The organism is Geoglobus sp., assembly GCF_054018175.1.
The window spans coordinates 1-23,331 of record NZ_JBPLZQ010000094.1; the positions used below are offsets into that span (position 1 = coordinate 1).

Annotated in this window: 26 protein-coding genes and 1 tRNA gene; 13 read left to right on the forward strand and 14 right to left on the reverse strand. The window is 52.7% G+C overall.

From position 1 onward, the window contains the following. The 3 genes from ACXJJC_RS07225 to ACXJJC_RS07235 all read left to right on the forward strand — a co-directional run. Positions 1-584: segregation/condensation protein A (locus ACXJJC_RS07225; protein WP_456370579.1), on the forward strand; the 584-nt coding region annotated here is incomplete at its 5' end. Further along, entirely contained in the window at positions 568-1,110 is a 543-nt protein-coding gene (gene scpB, locus ACXJJC_RS07230) for an SMC-Scp complex subunit ScpB (RefSeq protein ID WP_456370580.1), read from the forward strand. The genes ACXJJC_RS07225 and scpB, both read left to right, overlap by 17 nt. Then, positions 1,097-1,384: a hypothetical protein gene (locus tag ACXJJC_RS07235; RefSeq protein WP_456370582.1), complete on the forward strand. Its 288-nt coding sequence runs from the start codon at positions 1,097-1,099 to the stop codon at positions 1,382-1,384. Before scpB ends, ACXJJC_RS07235 begins: the two co-directional genes overlap by 14 nt. 35 nt (positions 1,385-1,419) lie before the next feature. Here the strand turns inward: ACXJJC_RS07235 and ACXJJC_RS07240 are convergent, their stop codons facing one another. Together ACXJJC_RS07240 and ACXJJC_RS07245 are read right to left on the reverse strand one after the other, a co-directional pair. Continuing rightward, positions 1,420-2,430: a M42 family metallopeptidase gene (locus ACXJJC_RS07240; RefSeq protein ID WP_456370583.1), complete on the reverse strand. Its 1,011-nt coding sequence runs from the start codon at positions 2,428-2,430 to the stop codon at positions 1,420-1,422. Positions 2,431-2,506: 76 nt separating this feature from the next. Continuing rightward, positions 2,507-2,642 (reverse strand) — tRNA-Trp (locus ACXJJC_RS07245). Between the two features lie 144 nt (positions 2,643-2,786). Between ACXJJC_RS07245 and ACXJJC_RS07250 the strand changes: the two genes are divergently transcribed. Continuing rightward, the gene (locus ACXJJC_RS07250) at positions 2,787-4,184 is read left to right on the forward strand and encodes a pyridoxal phosphate-dependent decarboxylase family protein (protein ID WP_456370584.1); all 1,398 of its coding nucleotides are present in this window, start codon (positions 2,787-2,789) and stop codon (positions 4,182-4,184) included. Here the strand turns inward: ACXJJC_RS07250 and ACXJJC_RS07255 are convergent. From ACXJJC_RS07255 to ACXJJC_RS07280, 6 genes are read right to left on the reverse strand one after another with little or no spacing between them, the layout of a single operon-like run. Next, the gene (locus ACXJJC_RS07255) at positions 4,176-5,687 is read right to left on the reverse strand and encodes a xylulokinase (protein ID WP_456370585.1); all 1,512 of its coding nucleotides are present in this window, start codon (positions 5,685-5,687) and stop codon (positions 4,176-4,178) included. The two genes, ACXJJC_RS07250 and ACXJJC_RS07255, sit on opposite strands and share 9 nt — an antisense overlap. A 38-nt stretch (positions 5,688-5,725) precedes the next feature. After that, complete coding sequence (lysA, locus tag ACXJJC_RS07260) at positions 5,726-6,985, reverse strand: diaminopimelate decarboxylase (protein ID WP_456370587.1); 1,260 nt, start codon at positions 6,983-6,985, stop codon at positions 5,726-5,728. After that, a complete protein-coding gene (locus ACXJJC_RS07265) occupies positions 6,978-8,135 on the reverse strand; it encodes an LL-diaminopimelate aminotransferase (RefSeq protein ID WP_456370588.1) in 1,158 nt (385 codons plus the stop codon). Before ACXJJC_RS07265 ends, lysA begins: the two co-directional genes overlap by 8 nt. A gap of 48 nt (positions 8,136-8,183) precedes the next feature. Beyond that, complete coding sequence (locus ACXJJC_RS07270) at positions 8,184-9,314, reverse strand: citrate/2-methylcitrate synthase (RefSeq protein ID WP_456370589.1); 1,131 nt, start codon at positions 9,312-9,314, stop codon at positions 8,184-8,186. A gap of 4 nt (positions 9,315-9,318) precedes the next feature. Then, positions 9,319-10,836 (reverse strand): AMP phosphorylase, encoded by a 1,518-nt coding sequence (locus ACXJJC_RS07275; protein ID WP_456370590.1) that lies wholly within the window; start codon positions 10,834-10,836, stop codon positions 9,319-9,321. 43 nt (positions 10,837-10,879) lie between these two features. Then, complete coding sequence (locus ACXJJC_RS07280) at positions 10,880-11,713, reverse strand: D-aminoacyl-tRNA deacylase (protein ID WP_456370592.1); 834 nt, start codon at positions 11,711-11,713, stop codon at positions 10,880-10,882. Positions 11,714-11,785: 72 nt separating this feature from the next. On the opposite strand from ACXJJC_RS07280, the gene ACXJJC_RS07285 reads away from it, so the two are divergent. Together ACXJJC_RS07285 and ACXJJC_RS07290 are read left to right on the forward strand one after the other, a co-directional pair. Next, a complete protein-coding gene (locus ACXJJC_RS07285; RefSeq protein ID WP_456370594.1) occupies positions 11,786-12,247 on the forward strand; it encodes a deoxycytidylate deaminase in 462 nt (153 codons plus the stop codon). Between the two features lie 35 nt (positions 12,248-12,282). Beyond that, a complete protein-coding gene (locus ACXJJC_RS07290; RefSeq protein ID WP_456370595.1) occupies positions 12,283-12,582 on the forward strand; it encodes a hypothetical protein in 300 nt (99 codons plus the stop codon). Here ACXJJC_RS07290 and ACXJJC_RS07295 read toward each other — a convergent pair. Then, complete coding sequence (locus tag ACXJJC_RS07295) at positions 12,579-12,776, reverse strand: TRAM domain-containing protein (protein WP_456370597.1); 198 nt, start codon at positions 12,774-12,776, stop codon at positions 12,579-12,581. The two genes, ACXJJC_RS07290 and ACXJJC_RS07295, sit on opposite strands and share 4 nt — an antisense overlap. 102 nt (positions 12,777-12,878) lie before the next feature. Further along, entirely contained in the window at positions 12,879-13,874 is a 996-nt protein-coding gene (locus ACXJJC_RS07300) for a GlcNAc transferase (RefSeq protein WP_456370598.1), read from the reverse strand. 104 nt (positions 13,875-13,978) lie between these two features. Between ACXJJC_RS07300 and ACXJJC_RS07305 the strand changes: the two genes are divergently transcribed. From ACXJJC_RS07305 to ACXJJC_RS07325, 5 genes are all read left to right on the forward strand, one after another. Continuing rightward, the gene (locus tag ACXJJC_RS07305; protein ID WP_456370600.1) at positions 13,979-14,608 is read left to right on the forward strand and encodes a U32 family peptidase; all 630 of its coding nucleotides are present in this window, start codon (positions 13,979-13,981) and stop codon (positions 14,606-14,608) included. Next, positions 14,577-15,443: a peptidase U32 family protein gene (locus ACXJJC_RS07310; protein ID WP_456370601.1), complete on the forward strand. Its 867-nt coding sequence runs from the start codon at positions 14,577-14,579 to the stop codon at positions 15,441-15,443. Before ACXJJC_RS07305 ends, ACXJJC_RS07310 begins: the two co-directional genes overlap by 32 nt. 5 nt (positions 15,444-15,448) lie before the next feature. Beyond that, complete coding sequence (locus ACXJJC_RS07315; RefSeq protein WP_456370603.1) at positions 15,449-16,402, forward strand: peptidase U32 family protein; 954 nt, start codon at positions 15,449-15,451, stop codon at positions 16,400-16,402. 64 nt (positions 16,403-16,466) lie between these two features. Then, positions 16,467-17,870 (forward strand): AAA family ATPase, encoded by a 1,404-nt coding sequence (locus ACXJJC_RS07320; protein ID WP_456370605.1) that lies wholly within the window; start codon positions 16,467-16,469, stop codon positions 17,868-17,870. After that, positions 17,863-18,318, forward strand: a complete 456-nt coding sequence (locus ACXJJC_RS07325) for a hypothetical protein (protein ID WP_456370607.1) — start codon at positions 17,863-17,865, stop codon at positions 18,316-18,318. Before ACXJJC_RS07320 ends, ACXJJC_RS07325 begins: the two co-directional genes overlap by 8 nt. A gap of 26 nt (positions 18,319-18,344) precedes the next feature. On the opposite strand, the gene gatD is transcribed toward ACXJJC_RS07325, so the two are convergent. From gatD to ACXJJC_RS07345, 4 genes are read right to left on the reverse strand one after another with little or no spacing between them, the layout of a single operon-like run. Continuing rightward, a complete protein-coding gene (gene gatD, locus ACXJJC_RS07330; protein ID WP_456370609.1) occupies positions 18,345-19,559 on the reverse strand; it encodes a Glu-tRNA(Gln) amidotransferase subunit GatD in 1,215 nt (404 codons plus the stop codon). After that, positions 19,540-20,994 (reverse strand): argininosuccinate lyase, encoded by a 1,455-nt coding sequence (argH, locus tag ACXJJC_RS07335; RefSeq protein WP_456370611.1) that lies wholly within the window; start codon positions 20,992-20,994, stop codon positions 19,540-19,542. The genes gatD and argH overlap by 20 nt, the downstream gene beginning before the upstream one ends. Positions 20,995-21,026: 32 nt before the next feature. Next, on the reverse strand, positions 21,027-21,257 hold the full coding sequence (locus ACXJJC_RS07340) for a DUF504 domain-containing protein (RefSeq protein ID WP_456370612.1): 231 nt from the start codon (positions 21,255-21,257) through the stop codon (positions 21,027-21,029). After that, positions 21,247-21,762, reverse strand: coding sequence for an ArsR family transcriptional regulator (locus tag ACXJJC_RS07345; RefSeq protein ID WP_456370614.1), 516 nt, complete (start codon positions 21,760-21,762; stop codon positions 21,247-21,249). Before ACXJJC_RS07345 ends, ACXJJC_RS07340 begins: the two co-directional genes overlap by 11 nt. 94 nt (positions 21,763-21,856) lie before the next feature. On the opposite strand from ACXJJC_RS07345, the gene ACXJJC_RS07350 reads away from it, so the two are divergent. Together ACXJJC_RS07350 and hemA are read left to right on the forward strand one after the other, a co-directional pair. After that, a complete protein-coding gene (locus ACXJJC_RS07350) occupies positions 21,857-22,039 on the forward strand; it encodes a DUF5350 domain-containing protein (protein WP_456370616.1) in 183 nt (60 codons plus the stop codon). Positions 22,040-22,167: 128 nt separating this feature from the next. Next, on the forward strand, positions 22,168-23,331 hold a 1,164-nt coding region (gene hemA, locus ACXJJC_RS07355), incomplete at its 3' end, for a glutamyl-tRNA reductase (RefSeq protein ID WP_456370618.1).

The following is a 23,331-nucleotide window of genomic DNA, read 5'->3' on the forward strand; positions in this document are numbered from 1 at the left end:
TCAGGATGAAGTCAGACATAATAACAAGCGAGGCCATCGGGATCGTGGATGACGAGGAGGAGCAGTACCCGGAAATCGACTACGAGTACGGTTACGATGACTACCACGACTACGAGTACTTCGAGCACGCTGACGAATTCGAGGAGTTTCTTTCCCAGGAGTTTCTGCACGAGGGTGACGTGATAGAGGACGAGCTCATAAGTGCCCTGATTGAAGCCGGCAGAAAAAGAGTCAGGAGGTACACCACCCTTGAAGACCTCATCAGGGAGCTCGAAAGCGCGGAGAGAGTCAGGAAAAGGAGGAGAAGAAAGAGGAGGGCTGAGAAGGGGCACGTCGTGGACCCGATGGAGGTCCCGCACGACGAGAACCTCGAGGAGGTAATAGAAAAGGTTAGGGAGGTCGTGACCAGGATGATGAAGAACAGGGACATCGTCAGGCTCGGCGAAATTGCCGGATTTGACCTCGTCTCCAAGTACATTTCGGTACTTCACCTGGCATTCAGGAGGGTGTTCGAGATACGGCAGGAAAGAATTTTCGAAAGCGACATAGAGATCCGGAGGCTGGACGATGAAGGAGAGGGTTGAAGCGATCCTGTTCGCATCTTCGGAGCCAATACCCGCATCGAGAATAGCAAAGATACTCGGGGCCAGCACGAAAGAGGTGGAAGACTGCATACAGGAGCTCATAGAGGACTACTCCGCGAGGCAGACGTCCATCGAGATCGTCATGCTCGGGAAGAAGTACCTGATGAGAGTGAAGCCGGAATACGGAGACGTCGTCAGGTCGTTCACTGAGAAGGACATGGAGAGGGGTGTGCTCAGGACACTCGCAATCATAGCAGTGAGGCAACCGATCAAGCTCTCAGACCTCGCCAGAATTAGGGGGAACAGGTGCTACGAGCACGTAAAAAAGCTGAAGGAAATGGGATTCGTATCAGAGGAGAAAAAGGGAAGAGCGACAATCCTCAGGACAACCAGAAACTTCGCCGTCTACTTCGGTCTTAAAAGCTCGGATCCGGAAGAGATAAAGGAGACGCTGCTCAGGATAGTGAAGAAGGATAGAAAACTTGAGGAGTATTTTGGGAGGATTGCCTCAGATGAGGAAAGATGACGCTGAAATCTTGAGAACTCTGATCGGCAAAAGGGTGACGAATATTCTTGTGAATACGAGCGAAGAAGAAGATTACGGTTTCGAAATAGTTTTTGACGATGGTTCCGTTCTGGAAGTTTACGATTTGAGGTGTCTCAAAATCGACAAAGATTGCTACAAAAAGAAAGTCACGTTCACGAGCCCATCAGGCGAATTGATTGAGGTCTCAAACGTTCCCGTTGGTGGCGGGATGGGCTGGACGCTGACGAGCAGCATGGAGGCTGTGGACGATTGAGGTCTCCAAGGACAGAGAATTGACTCTTTTTATCCTCAAAGTTTCTCCACAAGCGCTGTCAGCAGATCGATCAGCCCCCTGACATCACCGAGGTGAATCATTTCCACCTCGCTGTGCAGGTATTTGATTGGAACGCTGAGAGTGAGGATCTCGCTCTTGTGCTCGAACGCCGAAGAGTCTGTCCCACCCCCAGTGGTGCCGATCTGAACGGGAATGCTCGCCCTGCTCGCAACATCTCTCACCCTCCTGATGAGGCTCCTCGAGTAAATCGCAGAGTTGTCCATCGCCCTTATTACGGGGCCCCCGCCGAACCTGACGTCGCCAGTGAGAACGTTGCAGCATCCGAATGAGTCAACAGCAATGGCGTAATCGGGTGAGAAGCTGTTGGCGAGGAATTTCGCTCCTTTCAATCCGTTTTCCTCCTGAACGGTGAACGCAAACACGATCTTTCCGTCGAGCCTGTCCCGAATGTCGTTTTCCACTGCTCGCCTGATGACTTCAAACAGCACGACTGCTCCGAACCTGTCGTCGAGGGAACGGCACGACACGATTTTCCCGTTGAGGACGGCGAAGTGCTTTTTGAACACCGCAAAATCCAGTGGATTAACTCCCAGGTCCCTCGCCTCCTCTCTACTTTCGGCCCCGATGTCTATGGTGAGCTCATGCCACGGAACCACCTCGCTCCTTCCCTCGATGTTGAGGTGCGGAGGCGTTGAGCCTATTACGCCGTCCAGCTTACCTGATCCCGTTACAACATCAACGTGCCTTCCGTACAGAATTCTGTCATCTATGCCCCCAACTTTTCTGAACGTGAGCTTTCCATCGTCGGTTATCCCGGTGATGACAAGTCCTATCTCGTCTATGTGGGCCATGAACAAGATTTTCTCCTTTCCCTCCCCAACCTCGACAATAAGGTTTCCGATTCTGTCCTCGTAGAAGTCGGCATGCTGTCTGAGCCACTCCTTCAGCTTACCCTTCACAGCATCTTCGTACCCAGAAATTCCGGGAATCAGCGCGAGTTCCCTCAGCCTCGAAACGATGTCCATGAGACATCCCCGAAAAATTCTGGAAGCCTGAATTGATATACGTAACGCGTCCGAAAAGTGATGTTGCAGTTAAAAATGGGGCCGGTGGGATTTGAACCCACGACTGGCGGGTCTCCCCGGGTCAGCACTCCAGCGGATCATCACCGCTCAGCAGACCCATCAGTCATCACACCGCTGGAGCCCGCCGCGCTTCCTGGCTACGCCACGACCCCCTGCGCTCATGGTTGGTGGAATTTGAATATAACTGTTGCGTTTGGAGGTGGTGATAAATCAACGATAAATCATCGAAAATTATTTGGTGGAGCCGGGAGAATTCAACCGATAAAAGCACAGATCATCGAAGGAGTGGTGGAGAAATGCTTCCCGGCAAAGGTCTGGATAGAGATACCGTTCTGAGGGAGCTCGAAGAGCTCTCTAAAAGAGACTTCGACCCTCTCAGCGGGAGGATGTGGGGTCACACCTACTACTCAGGGCTGACAGACGTCATCGAGATTGTCAGGAGAGCGTACGTCATGTACATGGACAAGACCATGCTGGACTTCACAGTCTACCCAAGTGTGCTGAAGATGGAGAACGACGTTATCGGCTTCGCGAGAGAGATCCTGAACGGTGGCGAGGAGGTCGTGGGGAACTTCACCTACGGAGGGACAGAGAGCATAATGCTCGCGGTCAAAGCTGCAAGAGAGAGGTTCAGAAAAGAACAAGGAAAAAGCGCGGTTCCGGAGCTGGTTCTGCCAGACACGGCCCATCCCGCTTTCTACAAGTCCGCAGAGTACCTCGGCCTGAGGGTCGTGAGAGTCAGGACAAACGAGGAGTGGAGGGTCGATGGAGGTGCGGTGAGCGAGGTTCTGAGCGAGAACTCCTGCATGGTCGCATGCTCGGCCCCCAACTACCCGTTCGGTGTTGTGGACGATATCAGAAGTGTCGCGGAGGTGTGCGAGGAGAAGGGGCTGTGGCTTCACGTTGATGCGTGCCTCGGAGGTTTCATCCTGCCGTTCATGAGGGAGAACGGAGAGAGAATTCCCGACTTCGACTTCTCCCTCGATGGTGTTTCGTCAGTGTCCGCAGACTTCCACAAGTTCGGATACGCTCCCCGGGGGGCTTCAGCAGTCCTCTACAGGAGCCCAGATCTGAGAGAGGGGCAGATATTCGTCATGTCCTCGTGGCCGGGGTATCCGCTGGTTAACACCGCCGTACTCTCAACCCGCTCAGCAGGAACTCTGGCCGCGACGTGGGCTGTGATGAGGCACCTGGGCAGGGAGGGGTACGTGGATCTGGCAGCGAGGGTCCTGAGGGTTAGGAAGAGGCTCGAGAGGGAGCTGCCGGAAATGGGGCTCGAGGTTATAGGGGGGCCGGAAGGAAGCGTCATGGCATTTACGTCAAAATCAGTGGACGTCTTCCTGCTGGCAAGCTCGATGGAGAAAAGGGGCTGGTACATACAGCCACAGCCCGGCTCGGAAAGGCTCGGATATCCAAAGTGCATCCACCTGACGATAAACCCGGGGCACGAGAGGATGGTTGACGACTTCCTCGACGACCTCAGGGGGTCCGTTGAGGAGGTGAGAGGAGCGGAGGTCAGATACGACGTCGATAAAATTCTTTCGGACGTTCAGGGTGCCCTCGGAATGAGGCCCGGAGAGCTGCCTGAAAACCTGACTCCGGTGAACGAGCTAATACACCGCCTGACGCCGGAAACCGTCGAACAGGTGCTTAGGAGCATGATAAACGAGGTAATATTCCGCCCCTCAGAATAATCCCTCGTTGAGCCTCCTGAAGAGTCCCCTCGTCTTCCTGTAGTACTCTCTGAAGTGTTTCATCTTTCTCCTGTAGACCTCCACAAGCTCCCTGTCTGGCCTGAAGGTTCTGTCGAACCTGAACTTATTCACGGCAGACTCGAACGTGTCCTTTCCGAGAGCGACAGAGGCAATGACTCCGAGCCCCCTCAGACCGGCCATTTCAGGTCTTGCGGTCCTCACGACTGGCCTGTCGAGCGTGCTCGCAATTATCTCGCACAGCACGTCAAACCTCGCTCCCCCTCCGGTCACCCTCACACTTTCCTGCTTTCCCACCATCCTCTCCACAATCCCGTAGGCCCAGGATATGTTGAGTGCAATCCCCTCCATCAGGGCCCTGAAGAGCTCGCCCTTCTCTGTCTTCAGGCTGAGGTTCACGACACTTCCCCTGACGTGTCCGTCATCCAGGGGTGCTCGCTCTCCGAAGAACCAGGGTGTGAAGAGCAGATTCGTTCCACACCTCGCCATCCGCTCAACTTCCCCGTAACTGTCAACCCCCGTGAGCTCCATGAGCCACTCTATCGCCCCTCCCGCCACCTCCTGCTCGGCAACGAGCAGATATTTTCCGGGAATCCCGCTCAGCAGAGTGCCGATGTAGTGCTTCAGGTCAGCCACCCTCTTCGAGACGTGCGCCGCAACCCAGTCGCTCGTGCCGATGTAAACGTGCACCTCGTTCTCGCCTGTGGCACCGGAGCCTATTGCGGCAGTGCACATGTCCCCCGCCCCCACGACAACCGGAGTGCCAGGGCTGATCCCGACCTCCCGGGCCACATCCTTTCCAGCCCTGCCGGCGATGTCCGTGCTGTTCCTTATCTCCGGAAACAGGTCAGGCGAAAGGCCATACTCTCTCATCAGGCCCGCATGCCACTCCGCCTTCCCCTTCCTTGTGTCGGCAAGCCAAGTCAGATGCGCCTCGTCCTGACTCGTTACTGGCTCCCCGCAGGCCCGGTATATCAGGTAGCCCTTCACGTCAAGAACCCTCCTGGCCCTGCGGAATCTTTCGGGTTCGTTCTCCATCATCCACGCGAGCTTCGAGACGACGTCCTTTCCAGTCCTGCTCGGAGCTCCGCCAGTTACTCTGAGGAACCTCAATAGCCTGAGAAGGTTGTACCCCTGAACCCTGAGCGGGCCGGACCAGAGCTCCCTCGGGTAGCCCTTTCCCCTCTCGTCCAGCCATATGACCATGTTGCCAGCTGGCTCGCCCGCAGAGTCGAGCAGCGTTATTCCGGCCATGTGGGCCGTGAAAACGAGCGCGTCAATGTCGTGTCCATCGCAAACGTCCTTCAGCAGCTCTACAACAGTGTTCCAGAGCCTTTCAGGATCCTTCTCGGCGAAACCCTCTCTCGGGTGCATTACCTCTGCCTTCCTCGACGAGAAACTTCTCACAGAATAATCGTCAGTGTCAACAACCCCGGCCTTTATCGAGGTGGTGCCAACGTCCACGGCAGCGATGAGACTGCCCATGCAGAGAGTAGATTTAAAATTATTTATAATTGACGAACTCAGAGCAGGTCCTCGGGAATGACCTGCCTGGATACAAGATCTCCGAAGCCCTCCCTCTCCCTGATGACGTGGAACCGCTCGCCGTCCACAAGAACCTCAGCACATCTCGGTCTGCCGTTGTACTGGCTGCTCATGGCAAACCCATACGCTCCGGCGTCGAATATTACTATGTAGTCACCCTTCTCGACCCTCGGAAGCTTTCTGTCCCTGGCAAGAACGTCTCCCGACTCGCATATCGGCCCTACTACCGTGTAGACCTCCTCAGCCTCGAGCCCAAACTTGTTGGCAACCCCGACTCTGTGATACGCGTCATACATCGCAGGCCTCAAAAGCAGGTTGAAGCCGGCATCGACGGCAACGAAGTTCCTGTAGGCTCTCTTCACGGAGTTCACCCTTGTTATCAGAACGGTGGTGTTTGCAACCAGACTTCTTCCGGGCTCTATCCAGAGCTCCGGCCTTGATTTCAGCTCTGCAACGCCTCTCTCGTAAACCGGCCTGAGGGCACTCGCAAATCTCCCCACATCCGCCCTTCCGTCACCTTCGTAGTCAATCCCGAAGCCCCCACCCATGTCGAGGAACTCGAGTCTGACACCCATCTCCTCCAGCTTCCCCGCTATTTCAAACATCTTCTCGAGCTCCTCGACGAAAGGTGAGGCGTCGGTTATCTGACTTCCGATGTGACAGTGAATTCCCACCGGTTCCACCGAAGGTAGTTCAAGCGCAAGCCTGTAGGCGTCCAGAATTTCCGCAGACGGTATCCCGAACTTCGACGTCTTCAGCCCGGTCGCTATTTTGGGGTGGGTTTCGGGGCTTATGTCGGGATTCACCCTGAAGGCAATCCTGACCGTCCTTCCCAGGTTTGACGCGATTTCAGAGATTGCGTAAAGCTCGTCAGTGCTGTCCACGCTGAACTTAACTCCTGCCCTAACTCCGAATTCTATCTCCTCGTCACTTTTCGAGTTTCCGTTGAACAGCACGTAGTTTCTGTCAAATCCGGCGAGCAGGGCAAGGTACAGTTCTCCAGCAGAGAAAACGTCGGCTCCAAATCCGGATCTCGCGAATATTCTCATCAGGGCGAGGTTGTTGTTTGCCTTCACCGCGTAGAGCATCCTCGCCCATCCGAAGTGGGTTTTGTAGGCCCGAATGTTTTCCTCGAGCAGCCTCCTCGAGGTCACGTAGACCGGGGTGCCAGTAACTCCGACTATCTCCCTGAAATCCACGTCCTCTACGTGCAGCACCCCGTTCCTCGATTCAAACAACTCCGGCACCCTCCATTCTCTTCAGAGCCTCATCAATGACGCTCACGTCTCTCGTCAGGGCGAACCTCACGTATCCCTCGCCGCTCTTACCGAAGCCAACTCCCGGTGTGACAAGCACGCCAGCCCTGTCGAGGAGGTTCTTTGCGAACTCCATGCTGGGCATTCCGACCTTCAGCCACACGTAAAACGTGGCCTTTGGTTTCTCCACCTCGAACCCGAGCTCTCTCAGCCCTTCAACGAGCCTGTCTCGCCTTTCCCTGTAAACCCTGTTGTTCTCCTCTATAACTCCATCATCTCCGTTCAGAGCCGCGATACCGGCGTCCTGAACGGCATTGAAAACGCCGCTGTCCACGTTGGTCTTGACCTTGAGCAGCCCCTTCACGGCCTCCTCGTTGCCGAGAGCGTAACCTATCCTCCACCCGGTCATGTTGTAGGTCTTGCTCAGCGAGCCGAACTCTATCACGCAATCCATCGCGTTCTCGTATTCAAGGAAGCTCCTCGGCCTGTAGTCGAAGGCGATTTCGCTGTAGGCAGCGTCATGAGCGAGAATTATGTTGTTGTCCGCGCAGAAGTCCACAACCTCCTTTATGAAGTCCATCTCCGCAACGGCGGTGGTGGGATTGTTGGGGTAGTTCAGGAACATGATCCTGGCCTTTCTTGCGACCTCATCAGGGATGCTGTCCAGATCGGGAAGGAAGTTGTTCTCCTCCTTGAGCGGAAGCTCGTACGGAATGCCTCCGGCAAGCAGAGTGGAGGAGTGGTAGACCGGGTATCCCGGCTCGGTGTAGAGCACGTAATCGCCGCTCTCAACGAACGCAAGCGGTAAGTGGGCTATCCCCTCCTTCGAGCCTATAAGCGCGATGACGTTATCTGGATCTACGCTCACGCCCTTTCTCCTCCTGTAGAAGTTGCTCACAGCCTCCCTGAACTCGGGCTTGCCAGCGTAGCTGGGGTACTTCTGGTTCTCGACCTTCTCAACCGCCCTCTTCATCTCCTCAACGACGTGCTCTGGGGTCGGCAGATCGGGATCTCCGACTCCGAAGTCGATGACCTTCACACCCTCCCTTTCCTTCCTCGCCTTCATCTCGTCGAGCTCTGCGAACAGGTACGGAGGGAGCTTTCTGAGCCTCTCGGCTAACTCGAACGCCATGATCACCACCTGAAACGAAACGTGAGAAAAGATTATAAAAAATTTGTTTTACCTCTCGCTCAGCGGGACGTACTTTCTGCCCTTGGGCCCGACGTACTTTGCCCTGGGCCTTATGAGAGAGTTGTTCTCGTACTGCTCGATGATGTGGGCCGTCCAGCCGGAAATCCTTCCAATTGCGAATATGTTAACGAAGAGGTCGTCCGGAATTCCGAGGTTCGCGTAGACGCTCGCCGAGTAGAAGTCAACGTTGGGCAGCAGGTTCTTGTGCCTCCTCACGGCATCCTCTATCGCCTCGCTTATCTCGTACCACTTGGAGTCCTTTTCCTCCGAAAGCCTTCTGGCGAGCTTCTTCAGCTCGATCGTCCTGGGGTCCATCACGTTCCTGTAAACCCTGTGACCGAAGCCCATTATCCTCTCTCCTCTCTCCAGCTTCTCCCTCACGTACTGCTCGGCCCTCCACGGGAGTGCGACCTCCCTCAGCATCTCCATGACCCTCTGGGCCGCACCACCGTGAAGCGGACCTATCAGCGTTCCCGTTGCTGCAACGACACAGGCGTACATGTCTGCAAGGGTCGAGGCAGCGACCCTCGCGGCGAAGGTTGAGGCGTTCAGTTCGTGGTCAGCGTGCAGAATGAAGTCCAGGTCCAGCGCCCTTTCCATCGTCTCAGTGGGCTCCTCTCCGTGGAGCATGTATAGGAAGTTGGCAGCATGCCCCAGATCGTCGCTGGGGTGAACGAGCTTCTCGCCCATCCTTATCCTGTGGAAGTACGCCACGATCGTCGGGAACTTGGCTATCAGGTTCTTGGCCTTCTCAATGCTTATCTCGTGGCTCGTGTAGGCGATGTTCCTGTCCATTGTGCCAAGATAGCTGACGGCCGTTCTCAGAGCGACCATCGGGTGACTGAAGGGTGAGAGGTGAGTGAGCAGCCCAACGACCTGTGGAGGTAACTCTCTCCTCTCCTTCAGCTCCTCCGTGAAGAGCTCGAGCTCGCTTTTTGACGGTAGCTCTCCGAAGAGCAGGAGGTATGCGACTTCCTCGTAGGTCGAGTTCTGGGCGAGCTCGTGAATGTTGTACCCCCTGTACTCGAGTACTGCCTTTCCATCGAGCAGCTCTATTCTCGAGATGCTCGTCTCTGTCGCAATAACATCCTTCAGACCATCCTTAACATCCACTGCCATCACCTCAAACGTACTTGAAAGATGGATACCTCTCCAGAATCATTCCCGAAACGATAACAGGTGGGTTCTCGACCGCAAACTCCACGGCGTTGTTCAGCTTCCAGCCCTTCTCAGCGTAAATTGTTATGAGCGGCTCTCCTGGCTTGACGACCTCTCCTCTCTTCTTGTGAATGTAAACTCCAGCTCCCTTGTCCTTTGGAGCGCCCGCGAGTCTCGCAATCTTCACGATCCTGCTGTTTATGACATCGACAACCGCACCCTCGAACTTGCTCTCTATGACGTATCTCTCCTCTCCAAGTGGTATGTCATCGGACTTTACCTCTCCACTGCCTCCCTGTGCCTCGACTATCTGCCTGAACTTCTCGAGGGTCTTCCCGTTCATGAACAGCTCTCTCGCCATCTCGTATCCGTTTGACGTCAACCCGGCCATCTCGAATATCATTCCCGCTATGCCGAGAGACTTTTCGAGCAGGCTCGAGGACCCCTGCCTGTCCTCCATGAGCTTTATGGCCTCCTTGGCCTCGAGAGCCGGGCCAACAGTCCTGCCTATGGGCTGAGACCCGTTGGTTATCGCGCACGATACGTTTAGGTTGAGTCTCCTCCCGAGTTCCACGAACTCGCCAGCGAGCTTCCTGCCTTCAGCAACATTCGGCAGCTTGGCACCATTGCCAACAGGAATGTCTATCGCAACGTGCCTCGCCCCTATAGCCCCTTTCTTGGCCATCACGCTCGCGAGGAGCTGGGGGCGAGGATCTATGGAGAGCGGATACTCCACCCTGATTATCCTGTCGTCTGCAGGGGCGATGTTCGTGGCTCCACCCCAGGCTATAACTCCGCCAACCTCCTCGGTGATCTCCTTTATTTCCGAAACCGAGAGGTTTACGTTGGCCAGCACCTCCATCGTGTCTGCAGTTCCGCTTGCAGAGGTTATCGCCCTGCTCGCGGTTTTTGGAATCAGCAGCCCTGCAGACGCCACCGTCGGAACAATTATCAGGCTCACCTTGTTTCCCGGAACTCCACCTATGCTGTGCTTGTCCACAACTATGCCCTTATCGAACTCTATGGTTTCCCCTGTCTCCACCATCGCCTTGGTCATCCACTCAATCTCGTCGAAGTCCATCCCCACGAGGTAATTCGCGAGGACGAATGCCGTCAGCTCAACCTCCGTGAGGTTGTTCTCCACGATGTCCTCGATGATTTCGTAAAGCTCCTCCCTGGTGAGCTTCTTCCCTTCAAGCTTTTTCCTGATCAGCTCCACACTGACAGGTCTTGAAACAGGATAAACCTCAACGTCAGATCCTTCAACAATCCCGAGTTCCTCTGCCACATCCTGATAAATCCCGATCCTCCCCCTCGCTATTATTCCGGTCGCAATCTGGACGCTCGCAGAGACGCTGTGGCTCTTTCTGGCCACCCTCACCCTGTCGCCTTCAACAACACCGAGTTCGGCCGCATCCTCCTTGTTCAATGCCACAGAATATCTGCCCACCTTGATTGGAAGAATGGCAGCAGTGAGCTTCATCAATCATCCCTCTCCTTCTGAGTATAAATAGATTTGTATCACATTATATGTCAAGCCTGTTTCTCTTTGCGTGCTTCGACCTGAGCACCTCCACTCCTGCTCTCTCAGCAGCTTCACTGACGAGCGCCTTGGTCCTTGCGTTCACGGACTTCTCGTCGATTATTACCACCTCTGCTCCACTCAGCTTTATCGCATATTCGAGAAATTCGGCGTTGAGATCCTCAAATGTGTACTTGGGGAAGTTGTGGGCGAACGCGTAAACCGTACCAACCTCAATTTCGGTCTGCCTCGGAACGTAGTGAGTGCCACCCACTCCAACCGAGACCGTCCAGTCTCTCCTTCCTTCCAAGGCCTCGAGCATGCACTCCGCCACCAGCCATGCGATGTCCTCGTCTTTCCACTCCTCCTCGGTGGAACCGATCTCGTAGAATGCAGATGGCGTGCGAATCTCGGACGGTCCGTGATGGGTTGCCTCGAGCGTGAACTCGTACTCGGTATCCACCAGCCTCTCGGCAACCAGAAGCGAGAAGTTCTTCATCGTCATCGGAGACGGCTTCGCGAGACTGAATGGCTTCCCTCCAAAGTCTGCCCTGCCCACATTGCCCGTGCAGTGGGTCGTGATTATCTTCCTGCCGTCCTTGCTGGAGTGTCTCGACGCGAACAGGATTTCGTCGAAGTCAAAATGCTCTGAAAGCCTCGCATCTATGCCGTCCGCATAAATCAGCCGCTCTTCGATATCGACGACTGTGACAAAGTCGGAAATGTACGCCTCAAAGCCACCACCCACATTACTTTTCTCAAAGTCACCCATGCTTATGATCGCGTTTTTTATGTTCTGACTCGCAATATCGGCCTTACTGCAGATTATGAGCTTCATGTGTCAGGATCGGTATCTCTGCTGAAAAAGCAATCGGAGAAAGATTTAACTTTCAGCCCACAATCAGAGAGCATGCCACACAGAAGGCCAGACATGGACAGCTACTTCATGGAAATCGCGAGGGTCGTCGCTTCAAGGTCAACCTGCCTGAGACAGAACGTCGGAGCGGTGATAGTGAGGGACAAGCGCATCCTCTCCACGGGCTACAACGGTGCACCAATGGGGCTTCCCCACTGCCTGGACATTGGGTGCCTGAGGCAGGAGCTGAACATCCCCTCCGGGGAGAGGCACGAGCTGTGCAGGGCCGTGCATGCGGAGCAGAACGCGATAATCCAGGCAGCATACCACGGAGTGAGCATAAAGGACGCGACGCTCTACACCACCCACCAGCCGTGCATAATGTGCGCGAAGATGATAATCAACGCGGGGATAAAGAAGGTCGTTTACGGCAGGGAGTATGCGGACAGCAGGGGGCTCGAGTTTCTGAAGGAGGCGGGAATTGAGGTCGTCTTCCACCCAATGCAGGAAGATTAATATACTACCAGTACATTTTATTTCGGGGATAAAAAATGGCCCTGAGGAAGCTGAAATACGAGGCCGAAATAGCTTTGAGGCACTTCCAGATTCTGAAGGCCGTTAAGGAGAGCCAGCCCATAGGAATATTCAAGCTCGCAGAGGTTCTCAACATGCCGAAGCACAAGGTTCGCTATTCGCTCAGGGTTCTCGAGCATGCAGGAGTTATAGAGCCGTCTCAGCACGGAGCCGTAATTCCAGAAGGAGCAGACGAAAAAATCGAGAAAATGAAAAAAGACCTTGAAGAAATAAGGAAGTATATTGACGAAATTGAAAAGCTCGCTGAGAGCCTTTAAACAACTTCAGCGAATCCGTACTTCCTCAAAACCTTCGTAATCTTTACCGTCACAACATCGTCAACCTTCACGCCTGGTACGAAAACGACATAACCATCAATCCTGGCTATACCATCTCCACCACTGCCAATGTTCTCAATCCTAACCTCTCTCACATCTCCGACCTGTACGGGCGGTTTCCTTTCAAATTCCATTCCAAACACCTACCTTCCAATTTCTTGAAGTTCTGAGCCAGAATATATAAACGTTTCTATTTAAAATTCCGTAACAAAAATAAAATGCCGGCAGCCTGCCAGTCAGCTTTCACTTCCAGAGATCACGCTCTTCCTGTATTCCTCGTACCTCTTTCTCGCCTCTTCTGCCTTTTCCTTCAGGCCGAGTTTCTCGTAAGCCTCTGCCACATGCCTGTACCACATGGGGTCGTTCTCTGCCTCACTCTCGCAGTACTTTGCAAACTTCGTCCACGCACCTTTCGCGAGCTCATTCTCGCCGAGCTGCTCGTATATCTTCGCAACGTCTTCCCAGAAGACTCCCTCCTCCTCGGCCTCTTTCCTGTAGTATTCGAGGGCCTTCCTCAGAGCGTCCTTCCTCCTTTCCTCGTCACCGATTTCAGCGTAAATCTCTGCCACATCCTCCCAGAACCATGGCTCGTCCTCTGCATACTTTTCAAGGCACTCTGCAGCCTTCACCATCTCCCCCGCCTTCCTGTAAAACTCGTACGCCTCCTTCCAGTAGTAAACGTCCTCCTGCTTTTCGGCGAGCATCTCGTATATCTCCGCCGCCTCCCTGTATCTCTCAGCCCTCTCGTAAGCCCACGCTGCACTTTCGAGCATGCCAGCCTTTAGGTAGGCCTCAGCCGCCTTAACGTAATCGCCCTTCTTCTCGTACTTCCTGCCAGCAGCCCTGTAGTTTCCCCTTGCCATTAGCGATTCCGGACTGGAGAACCGCTCCCTCAGGGTCAGGTCCGGCTCGCTTATGTACCACACAAAGGCCGCAAAGCCCACGACAAAGAGAGCTGTCGTGACAGCCACTGCCCTGACGTCCCACACGTATGAGCTGTAAAGACCGTACGCCGACAGAACGAGAGGTACGAACAGCAAAGCCGAGTATCTGAAAGACCTCGCATACAGGGTTACGCCAAACATCAGGGCAAACACCAGAAATGCACCCAGATATGCGAGACCGAAAACGAGTTTCAGCAGGGTTACTATCCCGAAGTAGTACGCAATTCCTCCAGCAGCTGCGAGAAGTGTTGCGATGAACACAGCAATGGCTATCGTCACCCTGTCCATGCTCGAAAAAAGTATTGAAGACTAAAAATTTTTCTTCTCCGGTTGAGGGGCTTGAGGGGGTAAAAAGAAAAAGGCTTTTAAATCATGATAAATCATTGGCTATTGTGCAGATCGTGGGACTGAAGGGGTACAGCAGATACTCGGACAGCAAGGCGTTCACGCTTGAGGAAATAAACGAGATGAGCTATGCCGTGGTGGCACTCAACAGGGTGAAGGAGGCAGATGAGCTGGAAGAGGTGTGTGACAGAATTAAGCACGAGCACGTTGTTCTCAACGAGCTTGCAGCAATCTCAAGGATCTCGGGGAAAAAGAAGGTTACCGTGAGCGTCGGAATGTGCTCGCTGAACAGGGAGGACATCAGGCTGTACGAGGAGCTCGGTGCTTACGCGGTCGTAATTCCACCGGAGCTGAACCACGAGATTGAGGAGTTCAAGAGCGATAGTCTGAAAGTTGAGGCATTTGGAAGGGCTTTTGTGGAGATGTTCTACAAGGGCAGGTGCATGCTCTCCGCATACTCATCCGGAAGGAGCGTTAAGAGAAGTGGTGAGTGTGGAATGGAGTGTGCGAGAATGTGGAAGGTTATTCATAATGGCAGGACCGTGACCGAGGTCAGTTTCGGGCCGAGGCTCACGTACTTCAGCGTTGACGCTGATCTTGTCAAGCACGAAACCAGGCAGATAACGAAGGTGGGGGTGATAGAGTATGGAGCTCACAACGGGAATTCCCAATCTTGAAAGCATGAGTGAATGCAGCATAAAGCCATACGATGCGATTTACCTCGGAATGCCGTACTGCTGGGAATATGAGGGTAACCTGATCGCAAACCCTGACGACCTGAGGGCCGGGGCGGAGATGGTGAGAGAGATGGGCAAGAAGGCCTACGCAACGACCTTCGCGGTCCCGAGAAACAGAGACCTTGAAAGAGTTTACAGGATGATCGACATTGCCGCTGAGGTCTGCGACGGGATAGAGGCGAGCAACCTCGGAGTCATAAGGTACATCTCAAGGGAATTTCCGGACGTCAGGCTGATTGCCGGTGGTCTTGCCAACGTTTACACAGTCTCCACAGCGGAATTCCTGTACAGCATAGGGGTTGACAGAATAATCCCAGCCTACGAACTCGCCGTAGAGGACATAGAGAAGATGAAGGAAACCGGGGTTGAGATAGAGGTGGTCGTGCACGGAAAGATCCCGGTCGGCATAGGGCACGAGTGCTTCCTTAAAAGGTTCGCCGACGTTGTGAGAAAGGACTGCCCCAAGATATGCAGGGAGGAGATGTACTTCAAGAGTGAGGACCTCGTGCTGAAGCCGTTCGGTCACGCGACGCTCAGCGGGAAGGACGTGTGCATGTACGAGCACATAGAAGTGCTGAATTTTGCCGACGCGTTCAGAATTGAGACAGTCTCTGAGAGGATAGGCTACAGGGAAAAGGTTGGAACGATATACAGAAGGTTGCTCGAGAGGGGGTTCTCGAGGTCTGACCTCGAACTCCTGAAGAGCCTCGCTGAGAACGGAGTGGCAAACGGCTACTACTTCAACAGAGCCGGACAGATCTACGTTCCGGGGTGATGGTTATGGTCGAGCTTCTTGGACCCGGTGGAAGCCTGGAGATGGTGGAGGCCGTCTTTAAGGCTGGAGCTGACAGCGTTTACGCTGGCGTGAAGGGGTGGAGCAGGAGGAGCAAGAAGTACGAGATGAGCGACGACGAGCTGAAGAGAGCAGTCAGGATCGCTCACGACTACGGTGGAATGCTGAGGGCAGCGATAAACGCGATGCCAAAGGCTGGAGAGGAGAGGATGTACGTCGAAAAACTTGACAGCCTGTACAGCATGGAGATTGACGCAGTAATACTCAACGACATAGGCCTTATGAGGATCACGAGGGAGAGGCATCCTGACCTCAGGATAGTCGCAAGCATAGGGGCGAGCATACTCAACAAGGAGGAGGCCATGCTCTACAGAGATGCGGGAGCGTACCTCTTCGTCGCGGACTGCAAGATGAGCCTGGACGAGATGATGGAGATCAAGGCCTACACCGGAATGGGGGTCGAGGTGCTCATTCACGCAAACACCGACTTCACATACCTGGGCAGGTGCTGGATGAGCAGCTACAAGGCCTTAAAGTACGAGAGCATTGACGGAAAAGCATACTACGTCGGCAGTCCGAACAGGGGTGGCGTGTGCTTCAGGCCGTGCCTGCTTGGCTGGAAGCTCGCCGGTGATGACGTGTACGCCTCAGACTTCCAGCTTCCCAACAGCATGTTCCTGATGCTCGACGAGATTCCTGAGATGATCGACAGGGGTGTGGACTGCCTGAAGATTCAGGGCAGGGAGTACAGCGTCTCCCTGATCCACGACCTGGTGAAGCTCTACAGGAACTTCATAGATGAGTACATGGAGAGAGGAGAGGTGGACGTAGAAGCCTACAGGGCAGAGCTGGATGTCATAGCGGAAAAGAGGGATTCAGAGAGGTTGAGGAGGACACTTGAGCTGATGAAAGCGTCGAGGATGGAAAAAAGCGAGATATAATATTGGCCCAACAAAACTTCGGACAAAAACTATTTTTTACACCTGTACCCAGAAAATACCCATCATGAGATTCATTGTAGAGAATTTCGGGCCGGTCAAATTTGCAGATGTCACACTTAGTGACTTCACAGTCTTCATAGGTCCAGGAGGGACGGGAAAGTCCTATCTCGCATACCTTATATGGATGCTCCAGAGAATAGAAACTGATTTTGAAGTACTTTCTGACAGCATTACAAATTCAGCCGAATTTAAGGAGGCGTTTAAGGAGATTGACGAGAAAAAATCACTGTCTGAAGAAACATCTGCCAGACTAATAAGAATGCTTCTGAAATCTTTGGAGAAGTCATTAAAAAAATCCCTCCCAGATCATTTCAAAAGCACATTCAGAGTAGAAAGAGTCGGAAAGCTTGTTTCGTGGGATGAAAAAAGTAAAGCCAGAATAAGGGTCTGCAACAACGACAATACTCAAGGGTTCGAGATATTGATCTACAAAAGAAGCAATAGAGTTGAATTAAAGGGTCTTGACAAACTGGATGTAAGTGGTCTAAAAATGGAGTATGCATCTGACAAGATCTACCTTAAATACAACGGAAGAGAAATTCTTGAAAGACGATTGGCTTTACCTCCTGGACAGAAAATGCCCCAAGAGGTTCGATTTTTCCAGATTTGCATACTCACAATACCATACATCATCTCCACACTGCTCGATGGATATTTCATCTACAAGGATTCATACATACTAACTGACAGTAAATCTGGATTTTTGCGAATGGCCCCAAACCTAATAAGATACTCACTTACAAGGACAGGGCCAGAGGATGTGCCACTAAGTAAGCCCGACAGAGAGATGCTCTCAAACCTAATTGTAGAAGACTCGTCAAAGATCGTTGATGATGGAATCAGTTCCATAGCAGATTTTCTTGAAAACGAGATAGGAGGAAAAGTTGAAGTAAAAACCTTGGGAATGGTTTTTCCGGAAATATATTTCAGGAGGTCGAGAGAAGAAATACCAATACTGAGATCACATTCAGGAGCGAGGGAACTCGCGCCCCTGATAATATACCTCAGGCATGTACTGAAACCCAAATCATTTATTGTAATCGAGGAACCGGAAACCCACTTGCACCCCAATATGCAAAACGTGGTTGCAAGAGCACTAGCCATGCTGAGCCATAAAATCAGCGTCCTCATAACCACGCACAGCCCGACAATCTTAGAAGAGCTGAACTCTCTGATACACCTTAACAAATTGTCCAAGGAAGAAAAGGTAAAGATTGGCTACAAAGAGCATGAAGGGTTGAAACCGGAAAATCTAAGAATATACAGGTTCAAAAACGATGGTACTGCTGAGGAAGTCATTGTCTCTGATGAGGGTATAGAAGAAGAGGAATTTTCGTCTGTAATTGTGGAGTTGTCCAACAGGTATGCAGAAATCGAGGAAGCGCTATGGAGGAAAATGAATGCATAACATGCCGGATACTGAAATTCTGGCTAAAGAACTTAGAGAAATGCTAAAAGGTAACTGTCTCGATTTTAGTAATAACATTGACGGATGCAGAATCAAGTCCTCTGAATATATCCTCAAAGTAAAGTTTGACAAATGTGCCGACAAAAATTTTGATGTAGATGGTGGATGTGACTGCATATTCATACTTCGAGACAAGGTAGCCATAGTTGAATGTACTCGAGGTAATTTTGGTAGTAGAGATGCAATAAGAAAGCCAGAACAGCTGAAAAAGTGCTATGAAGTCGTTAGAAGGCTCGGTTATTCTGGTTTGATCGTAATGGTCATATATTTCAGACACATTAGCAATACTGCGAAGTCGAGAGCTGAAATAGAGCTGAAAAACCTGAAAAGGAAAGATAAAAAACTAATTTTAAAATTTCTCAAATGCGGAAGGGACAAAATCTCCTAAAAACGAGAACGAGAGCAAATCGCAATCTAATACCCGCTCCTGTAGTTTATCTCCCCAACCAGATTCTCCCTGACGAGTTTTCTCGCCTCTTCGAGCTCGAAGTTTCCGAGGAGCCACATCACCTTTATCAAAGCGGTTTCGGGCAGCATGTCCTCTCCCTCAATGACTCCCGCCTTCAGCAGGTATCTGCCGGTGTCATAAACTCTATCGCACACCCTTCCCCACAGGCACTGAGAGGTCATAACCACTAAGCTATCATCGGCAATTCTCCTTACCGTGTCAACCCAGTCTGTGGAGACGTGGCCGAGGCCGGTCCCCTCGATCACGAACCCTCTGTATCCCTTGCTGTAGAAGAACTCCAGAATTTCAGGGGTTAAACCCGGGAAGTACTTTATCAGGGCGACCTTCTCCTCGAGTCTGTCGAACAGCTTGAGCTCCCTCTCGTTTCTCCTGAACCTCTCTGCAACCCACTCTATCCTTCCGTCGCTCCAAACCCTGCCGAGGGGTGGATAGTTCACGCTCTCGAACGCGTCCCTCCTCGAGGTGTGGTTCTTCCTCACCTTCACGCCCCTGTGGATGTGGCAGTAGTCGTCGCTGGTTGTGGCGTGCATGACCACCGCCACCTCTCCAAGGTCGCTCAAAGCCGTGTGGGCTGAGCAGATCATGTTGACTGCCGCGTCACTGCTTGGCCTGTCGCTGCTTCTCTGCGCGCCAACGAAAACGACAGGAACAGGAGTCCTGAGCATGAAAGCCAGGGCTGAAGCGGAATAGTGCATCGTGTCGGTGCCGTGGGTCACGATGACCCCTTCGTACCCCTCCCTTATCGCATCGTAAACCCTCCTCGCGAGGGTTACCCAGTACTCCGGCCTCATATTCTCGCTGAGGATGTTGTAGAGCAACTCGGCAGAGATGTTGCAGATCTCCGCAAGCTCCGGAATGTCGGAGACGATCTCCTCAGCGGTAAACTGGCTCGTCACAGCTCCAGTCTTGTAGTCAACCTTGCTCGCTATGGTTCCGCCCGTTGAGATGACCTTGATACTTTTCAACCCCTCCTTCCCCCTTACAGCAGGCAGTCCGAGCTCGGGAACCTCGAACTCCTCTTCCTCGAGAATTTCGTAATCGTAAAACCCCACGTTGTAACCGCTGTCGAGCTTGAGGACGATCTTCCCTTCTTCAGACGGGAGTGCTATCCCCTCGAAAACTCTGCCCTTTGCCCTTATCCTAACTCTCTTCCCCCGCATACCCACCTACCTCTTCATACAGCCTCTTCAGAGACTCGGAAATTTTCATCCTGATTCCAGCAATTCTCCTCTCGTCCTCCTCGATCCTGGTGACTCTCTTCTCGAGCATTTCAAGGACGTTCCTCCCACCCGTTCCACCGAGGCTCGTCCTCCTTTCAACCGCATTTTCAGGAATTGAGACGGAATCAATCTCCTCCTGTGAGACCTCAACCTTAGCTCCAAACCTCTTAGCAACATCAACGAGCAGTTTCGCGTCGGGATTGTGAGCGCCGAGCCTTGCGAGCTCGCCGACAATGCGATGTGCGGTTCTGAATGGGACTCCCTTCTGCACGAGGAGGTTGGCTATTTCCGTTGCAACCGAAAAGCCCTTCCCCGCTTTGGACGCCATCACGTCAGTTCTGAACTCAATTCTGTCGAGCAAGCCCACCATCACCCTCGCAGATGTCAGGGTGTCGTTCATCACCCTGAACATCACGGCGTTCATCTCCTGAAAGTCCCTGTTGTAGGCGAAGGGCATCGCCTTGTAGATCGCCATCACACCTGCGAGGTCTCCGATTGCCCTGCCGGCCTTTGCCCTGATGATTTCCGCGGTGTCAGGATTCTTTTTCTGAGGCATTATGCTTGAAGAGGAGGAGTACTCGTCGGGCAGGGACACAAACTCGAACTCCGATGCCCACAACACGATCTCCTCACAGATCCTGCTGAAGGAGAGCATGACAGAGGTGCAGGCAAAGACTGATTCTATAAGGAAGTCCCTGCTTGACACCGCATCCATGGAGTTCTCAACCAGACCGTCAAATCCGAGGAGCTGTGCAACAAGTTCCCTGTCAACACCGAAAGACGTTCCTGCAAACGCTGCAGATCCGAGGGGGGACAGGTTTACCCTTCTGAACGCGTCGAGCAGCCTCTGGAAGTCTCTCTCAACCATGTCGTGGTACGCGAGCAGGTGGTGTGACAGCTTTGTGGGCTGGGCGTACTGCAGGTGCGTGAACCCGGGCATCACAGCACTGACGTTCTCCTTTGCCTTCCTGAGAAGCACCGACCTAAGCTCGAGGAGTGTTGAGAGGATGTCCAGAATCCTGTCCCTCGCGAACATTCTCAGGCACGTCGCAACCTCGTCGTTCCTGCTCCTCGCAGTGTGCATCTTCCTGCCATCGTCACCCGCGAGCTCAATTACCTTGGCCTCTATGGCCTCATGAACGTCCTCGTACTCCCTCGAAAGGCTTTCGAACCCGCCCTCCTCTACAGCCCTCAGGGCCCTGAGAATTCTCGACGCCGAAGTTCTGTCAAGAATTCCGGTTTTTTCCAGCATCACCACGTGAGCGTAATCAACAAGGATATCGTAGTGAAAGATGTTCTCATCAAAATCCATTGAGGTTGTGAGCTTTAGGGCCGTATCATCCATCCTGCCCTCAAGTCTGCTCCGCACAGTCATTGTCCGGCCTTAACCGTCACCATAAATAACATTTATCCTCTTCTCCAGACAACCTCGCCATCATGCAGAATCTCCACCACCCTGTGGTGGGGTATGGCAGACGTTCGGGTGTAGATGAACTTGTGGCCAACGTCAACAATGTCCTCACCAGAAACCTCGGATATTCCGCGGGGCCTGTCAACAAACCTGACGGTGACTTTTTCGAAGCTGTAGTCTGGGTGCCACTTGAGCCTGTCCAGTATGTTCTTTATGCTATATCTCATCCTCCTTGGCAAACTCCACGAGCTGACCCTTCAGATTTAGTCTGAGGGACTTCTTGGCAACCGCCCTTATAAACAGGCTGTCCATTCCGGTTTCTCTGCTTATGTGCTGAACGGATATCCTCCCCCGATTTATCTGTTCTGCAATTCTGCCGACGATCTCGCTCTCCTCGTCCTCAGCCATAAAAATCGCGTTCAGAATCGTGTTCAGATCCTTCAGAGATATGTAAACGTTGATGCTGAGGTGCGTGTAGCTCACGTGGTATTCCTTTTCCGGCTTTCCCGCAGGCTCGGTCGGCATTCTCCACTTTACCTCAAGCATCCCGGCATTCTTGAGAATCCTCAGAGCCTCCTCGACCCCCTCTCCGTAAAGCTCCCTCAGCTCCCCGAGTGTTTTCCACTCGCTTAACAGCGTTTCATAAACGCGCCTGTACGTTTCAGTGGAAAAGAGCTGCAGAACCGGAACCAGGTCCACCGCATCATTAACGAGCTTAGCCCTTCTGACCATCCATCAAATCTATCTCTCTTGCGATATTTATTATTTTGCCTCAGGGATAATTGACACCAAAATTTTTTTAAATTCTCTCCTGACAGTCACCACCATGGGTAAAACAGGCACGACTCAGTGGATCAAAATCAAGAACAGGAAGGGCGGACAGAGGCTCGTTCCCTCGAAGTACCAGACCTACAAGAAGCCGGGCCCGAACCAGAAGTACACCTCCGACGGAAAGAAGAGAAGGAGGATCAAGAGGAGCCCGAAGAGCATCCTCGGAGCCAAGACATAAAACCACTTTTTATTCCGTTCCTGATAAAGTCCGGAGTGACTCCAGCCAGATCTGGCATAAAGAGCGTTTTCTGGAGTTTTGATGGGTGTCAGAAAAGGTTAAAATACGCCTGAGAGATTTTACAAATAATGGAAATTGCAAACCTCGTCATCTCTCACAAAAAGGCTTCAATAGATCAGATTCAAAAGGCCTGGCACGGTGACTATTACCAGCTGCTCGACAGGGTGATGAGTTACCATAACATAAAGGAATGCGCAATTCTCCTGACATGCAACCGCGTTGAGGTCTACGTGTACGGCACGAACACGATCAGCACCCTCAAGGAATTCGCCAGAAAAATGGGCGTTCCGGAAAGGATAATCGAGATTCACCGGGATAGAGACAGCCTTGAACACCTGCTCAGAGTCGCAAGCGGACTCGAGTCGATGATGGTTGGAGAAGACCAGATACTCGGACAGGTGAAGGACTTCTACAACCTTGGAAAGGAGTACGGCAGCATAGGAGAAGTTCTCGACCTCGTCTTCTCTAAAGCGATTCAGGTTGGAAAGAAGGTCAGAAACAGAACCAGGATAAACAAGGGAGCCGTTTCAATCGGAAGCGCTGCTGTGGAGCTCGCAGAAAGGACGCTCGGAACCCTTCACGGAAAAAAGGCCATGATAATAGGTGCTGGAGAGATGGGCAGGCTCGTGGCGAAGGCAGTTGCACACAAGAACCTCGAGAGAATATACATCGCCAACAGAACCCTCGAAAGGGGAAGAAGGCTGGCCGAAGAGATTGGAAACAGGGCCAAGGCCGTTCCATTCGAGAGAATGGAGAGGTACATGGTGGAGTGCGACGTCGTCATTTCCGCAACTTCCGCCCCCCATTATGTTGTGAAGAGAGAGACCATCCAGAGGGTCATGGAGCTGCGAAAAGAGGGGCTCCTGATAATAGACATCGCACTGCCGAGGGACGTTGAACCGGGCGTCAGAGACGTGGAAGGAGTCACGCTGTACACGATAGACGACCTCAGAGAGATAAGCTCGGAGAACCTCAGGAAGAGGCTCAAGGAGGCGAAAAAAGCTGAGGAGATTATAAAGGAGGAGCTTGAGAACCTCGTCGAGAGGTTGAAGGAACTCAAAGCCAGAAACGCCATCTGCCTTATGTACACGCACGCAGACTACATAAAAAACGAGGAAATAATCGAATTCTACAACAAGCTCAGCTCCAAATACGGTGTGGACGAGGGCGTGCTGCCGATGATCGAGAGCTTCGCCAACTCACTGATAAAGAAGTTCCTGAGAAAGCCGACA

Excerpts from the sequence above, each read along its gene's own strand:
- scpB (WP_456370580.1), top strand. The coding sequence starts at position 568 with ATGAAGGAGAGGGTTGAAGCGATCCTGTTCGCATCTTCGGAGCCAATA.
- ACXJJC_RS07235 (WP_456370582.1), top strand. The coding sequence starts at position 1,097 with ATGAGGAAAGATGACGCTGAAATCTTGAGAACTCTGATCGGCAAAAGG.
- ACXJJC_RS07240 (WP_456370583.1), bottom strand. The coding sequence starts at position 2,430 with ATGGACATCGTTTCGAGGCTGAGGGAACTCGCGCTGATTCCCGGAATT.
- ACXJJC_RS07250 (WP_456370584.1), top strand. The coding sequence starts at position 2,787 with ATGCTTCCCGGCAAAGGTCTGGATAGAGATACCGTTCTGAGGGAGCTC.
- ACXJJC_RS07255 (WP_456370585.1), bottom strand. The coding sequence starts at position 5,687 with ATGGGCAGTCTCATCGCTGCCGTGGACGTTGGCACCACCTCGATAAAG.
- ACXJJC_RS07265 (WP_456370588.1), bottom strand. The coding sequence starts at position 8,135 with ATGGCGTTCGAGTTAGCCGAGAGGCTCAGAAAGCTCCCTCCGTACCTG.
- ACXJJC_RS07270 (WP_456370589.1), bottom strand. The coding sequence starts at position 9,314 with ATGGCAGTGGATGTTAAGGATGGTCTGAAGGATGTTATTGCGACAGAG.
- ACXJJC_RS07275 (WP_456370590.1), bottom strand. The coding sequence starts at position 10,836 with ATGAAGCTCACTGCTGCCATTCTTCCAATCAAGGTGGGCAGATATTCT.
- ACXJJC_RS07280 (WP_456370592.1), bottom strand. The coding sequence starts at position 11,713 with ATGAAGCTCATAATCTGCAGTAAGGCCGATATTGCGAGTCAGAACATA.
- ACXJJC_RS07285 (WP_456370594.1), top strand. The coding sequence starts at position 11,786 with ATGCCACACAGAAGGCCAGACATGGACAGCTACTTCATGGAAATCGCG.
- ACXJJC_RS07290 (WP_456370595.1), top strand. The coding sequence starts at position 12,283 with ATGGCCCTGAGGAAGCTGAAATACGAGGCCGAAATAGCTTTGAGGCAC.
- ACXJJC_RS07295 (WP_456370597.1), bottom strand. The coding sequence starts at position 12,776 with ATGGAATTTGAAAGGAAACCGCCCGTACAGGTCGGAGATGTGAGAGAG.
- ACXJJC_RS07300 (WP_456370598.1), bottom strand. The coding sequence starts at position 13,874 with ATGGACAGGGTGACGATAGCCATTGCTGTGTTCATCGCAACACTTCTC.
- ACXJJC_RS07310 (WP_456370601.1), top strand. The coding sequence starts at position 14,577 with ATGGAGCTCACAACGGGAATTCCCAATCTTGAAAGCATGAGTGAATGC.
- ACXJJC_RS07315 (WP_456370603.1), top strand. The coding sequence starts at position 15,449 with ATGGTCGAGCTTCTTGGACCCGGTGGAAGCCTGGAGATGGTGGAGGCC.
- ACXJJC_RS07320 (WP_456370605.1), top strand. The coding sequence starts at position 16,467 with ATGAGATTCATTGTAGAGAATTTCGGGCCGGTCAAATTTGCAGATGTC.
- ACXJJC_RS07325 (WP_456370607.1), top strand. The coding sequence starts at position 17,863 with ATGCATAACATGCCGGATACTGAAATTCTGGCTAAAGAACTTAGAGAA.
- gatD (WP_456370609.1), bottom strand. The coding sequence starts at position 19,559 with ATGCGGGGGAAGAGAGTTAGGATAAGGGCAAAGGGCAGAGTTTTCGAG.
- argH (WP_456370611.1), bottom strand. The coding sequence starts at position 20,994 with ATGACTGTGCGGAGCAGACTTGAGGGCAGGATGGATGATACGGCCCTA.
- ACXJJC_RS07340 (WP_456370612.1), bottom strand. The coding sequence starts at position 21,257 with ATGAGATATAGCATAAAGAACATACTGGACAGGCTCAAGTGGCACCCA.
- ACXJJC_RS07345 (WP_456370614.1), bottom strand. The coding sequence starts at position 21,762 with ATGGTCAGAAGGGCTAAGCTCGTTAATGATGCGGTGGACCTGGTTCCG.
- ACXJJC_RS07350 (WP_456370616.1), top strand. The coding sequence starts at position 21,857 with ATGGGTAAAACAGGCACGACTCAGTGGATCAAAATCAAGAACAGGAAG.